This window comes from Bartonella sp. AP9QHHD (assembly GCF_042195625.1).
In the GTDB taxonomy this organism is placed as follows: domain Bacteria; phylum Pseudomonadota; class Alphaproteobacteria; order Rhizobiales; family Rhizobiaceae; genus Bartonella.
Genome location: NZ_JBHIOP010000081.1, coordinates 1 through 2,730 on the forward strand (window position 1 = coordinate 1; position 2,730 = coordinate 2,730).

Genomic DNA, 2,730 nt, shown 5'->3' on the forward strand with positions numbered 1-2,730 from the left:
CGGTTATGTCAGTTTATTTAACAGACGAATCTTATGATTTTAGTGAGTGATTAAAATGTGCTTTATGAAAAGCATATGATCTTTTAAAGCCTTTCAAAAGATAGCTTGTAACTCATATGAAATGCTATCAAGACCATTATGGTTATGAGTTTTGGAGGTTTAGGGGGTTTTGGAGGTGCTTTTTACGCTCCCCCCTTTACATATTTTTCAATCAAAAAATAAAAGTTATTATATTTCAATATGTTAATGTTTTAAATAAACAACCCATATTACACACAACACGTAAATACAATCTGTAATATATATAAAAAGGGGTTTTGAAGGTATTTTGAGGGTTTGAGAAACATTCAAAACCTATAAGTAATATAAGAAAATGAATATACATAACTCTCTTTAAACAAAGCTTCTGATAACAATAAAGCTATCATTTTAGATTACGGTATAACCTCTTAAAGGCAATGTAAAAGAAGCGTATTCACTTTAAGATGGGATTTCTTAAAAGTCTTAAAGCAATCAAAATAAGAGTATTTAAAAGTGCAAGTTTCTTCTTTTTAGAATAATGCATATAAACATTCCTTTTAAAGATTGTATGTAAGCAATTTAACAAGAGAGGTATAGATTATATGGTTATAAGACCTTATACCCCTTGTAAGGTTATCACACTCATTATGTGAGCATGCTTTAATAAGCTTATTCAGTTTCTCTTAATACCAATTTGGGTAAGTTCTTAACGATTTTCATGGTTTCTAAACTTACCGTAATAACCCTTTGAAACAACTCCAATGGGTAAGCAGGGTTGCCAACGGTTTCAACAGCATAGCGATTGGCATCATTCACAATACCACTCTTTTTATCAGTCTTTACACATTGACGCTCCATAACCCATTCAAGAGCGGGCTTGCCATTGACGATATACTCATAAACTTCAAGAGGGATATCTGTCATAATGATATTGCTGTTATAAATAACTGTAGATTTATCCTTTTCCTTACTATTCNAGCATTAACAAACTTCCAAAAATCTTCAGCGCTTTTTACACAAGGGATGCGAGGCAATTCTTTAGAGAGGTTATCAGCATAACGAGCACGATAATCTTCCGAATGTAACAATCCGTAGACGTAATAGAACAAATTATCTTTAGTGATTTTTTCATTCGGATAAGCCGCTTGAAAATGGGCTAATCCTTCATCAGTAATGGCATCATGCCTCTGTAAACCAACTGTTTTACTTTCTTCTGTAGAATTCGCAAATAAATGAGATTGTTTTTCATTTTTGTCTCTTGAAACCGGAGCATCTTCATAGAAATATCGTGGAAAGCATTGACTAGCATTCATCACACCTAAATCAGGCAAATTCTTAGTCATAAGTGCAGAAAAGCCAACCATTGCTCCTATGCCTGTAACTTGTATGATTTTATTTTCAACCGCTTTCTCCATTGGGAATATACGCGGCGTTTGGTAAACTCTCTCATTGAAAGTACGATTATAATAAAGCCACTGTCGTGTAAAAGGGCGATATAAACTTTGCATGAGGCATGCATCTTCGAATTTAAGAATTTTTCCTCTTACCAATTCTTGTTTAACATTATGGCTCCAGCTAATCTTGCTCTCATCTGCATTGATGAAATTGTTTACAGCATTTGCACGTATTTTATGATCAGCATGTGGATAGGCATCATTAAAACGTTCTACTTCGCTATTATAGAAAGTAATCATATTATGCATATTATTTTCTAAAATCTTATAGCTTGAGTTATATGCCCAAGCATCACGGTTTGTTTTTAGACCACAGGAATAAATTTTAAAGAGCTTTTTATCATGTCCTTTTTTAACACCTATAGCTAAAAATTTTTTAAAACTGTCATCACGTTGCTTTATCCAATCCCCATGCTTATCCGGTGTAATTATTTGCCAACCTTGTTTACTCCGTGTAATACCATCAATGCTTCCAAGGGATTCAATCATTGTAAGCTTTTCTTGCCTCGTGAGATAGTCTCCAATATTACGAAAATATATCTTACCACGCTGTTGTGCATTTGGATTTTTTACGAGAATGGAAATCGCTATAGGGGCTCGAGATCCAGAACCAAAAATTTTACCACCTTCATTTCGAGAAAGTTCTCCAGAAGTTCGTTGGTTACCCCGTAAATGGAAAATATAAAGGCTGCTAAATTCCTCAACGAGGCATTTTCGTAAACCATCCATAGAGTGCCCACTAACAAAGCTTGCGTTTGTGACAAAACCAATAATACCATGGTCTTTTATACGGTCACTTGCCCAGCGGATAGCACGGATATAACTGTCATAAAGTGCTCGTATATTCGTTACTTTCGATTGAGCAGCATAAGTTTCACTGATCCGTTTATCTAAAATAGGATAAGAAGTATTCTTTGCATTATCGTTTTCGCTCTTTTGCCCCACGGAATAAGGAGGATTGCCGAAGATAACTTCAATATTGAGGTTTTTCTGAAGTTCTAAATATTCACTGTTTTCCTCTAATAAACCTTTCATCAAATCTTGTTTTTCCAGCATCCGGAATGTATCGGTTAAACCAATATGTTTGAAAGGAATATACTCTCCTTTCTTCAAACTATGATAAGTCGATTCAATGTTAATGGCTGCTATGTAATAGGCTAAGAGAACAATCTCGTTGGCATGGATATCATGACGGAACTTATATTCCATATCCTCTGGTTTTATGAGCTTTGATTGTAAAAGCCTTGTGATAAAG

1 pseudogene is annotated in these 2,730 nt (G+C 34.4%); it reads right to left on the reverse strand.

Features of this window, described 5'->3' with window-relative positions:
• Positions 1–690: 690 nt before the first annotated feature.
• Positions 691–2,730: pseudogene (locus ACFIK4_RS05700) on the reverse strand (type ISP restriction/modification enzyme); the annotation flags it as partial.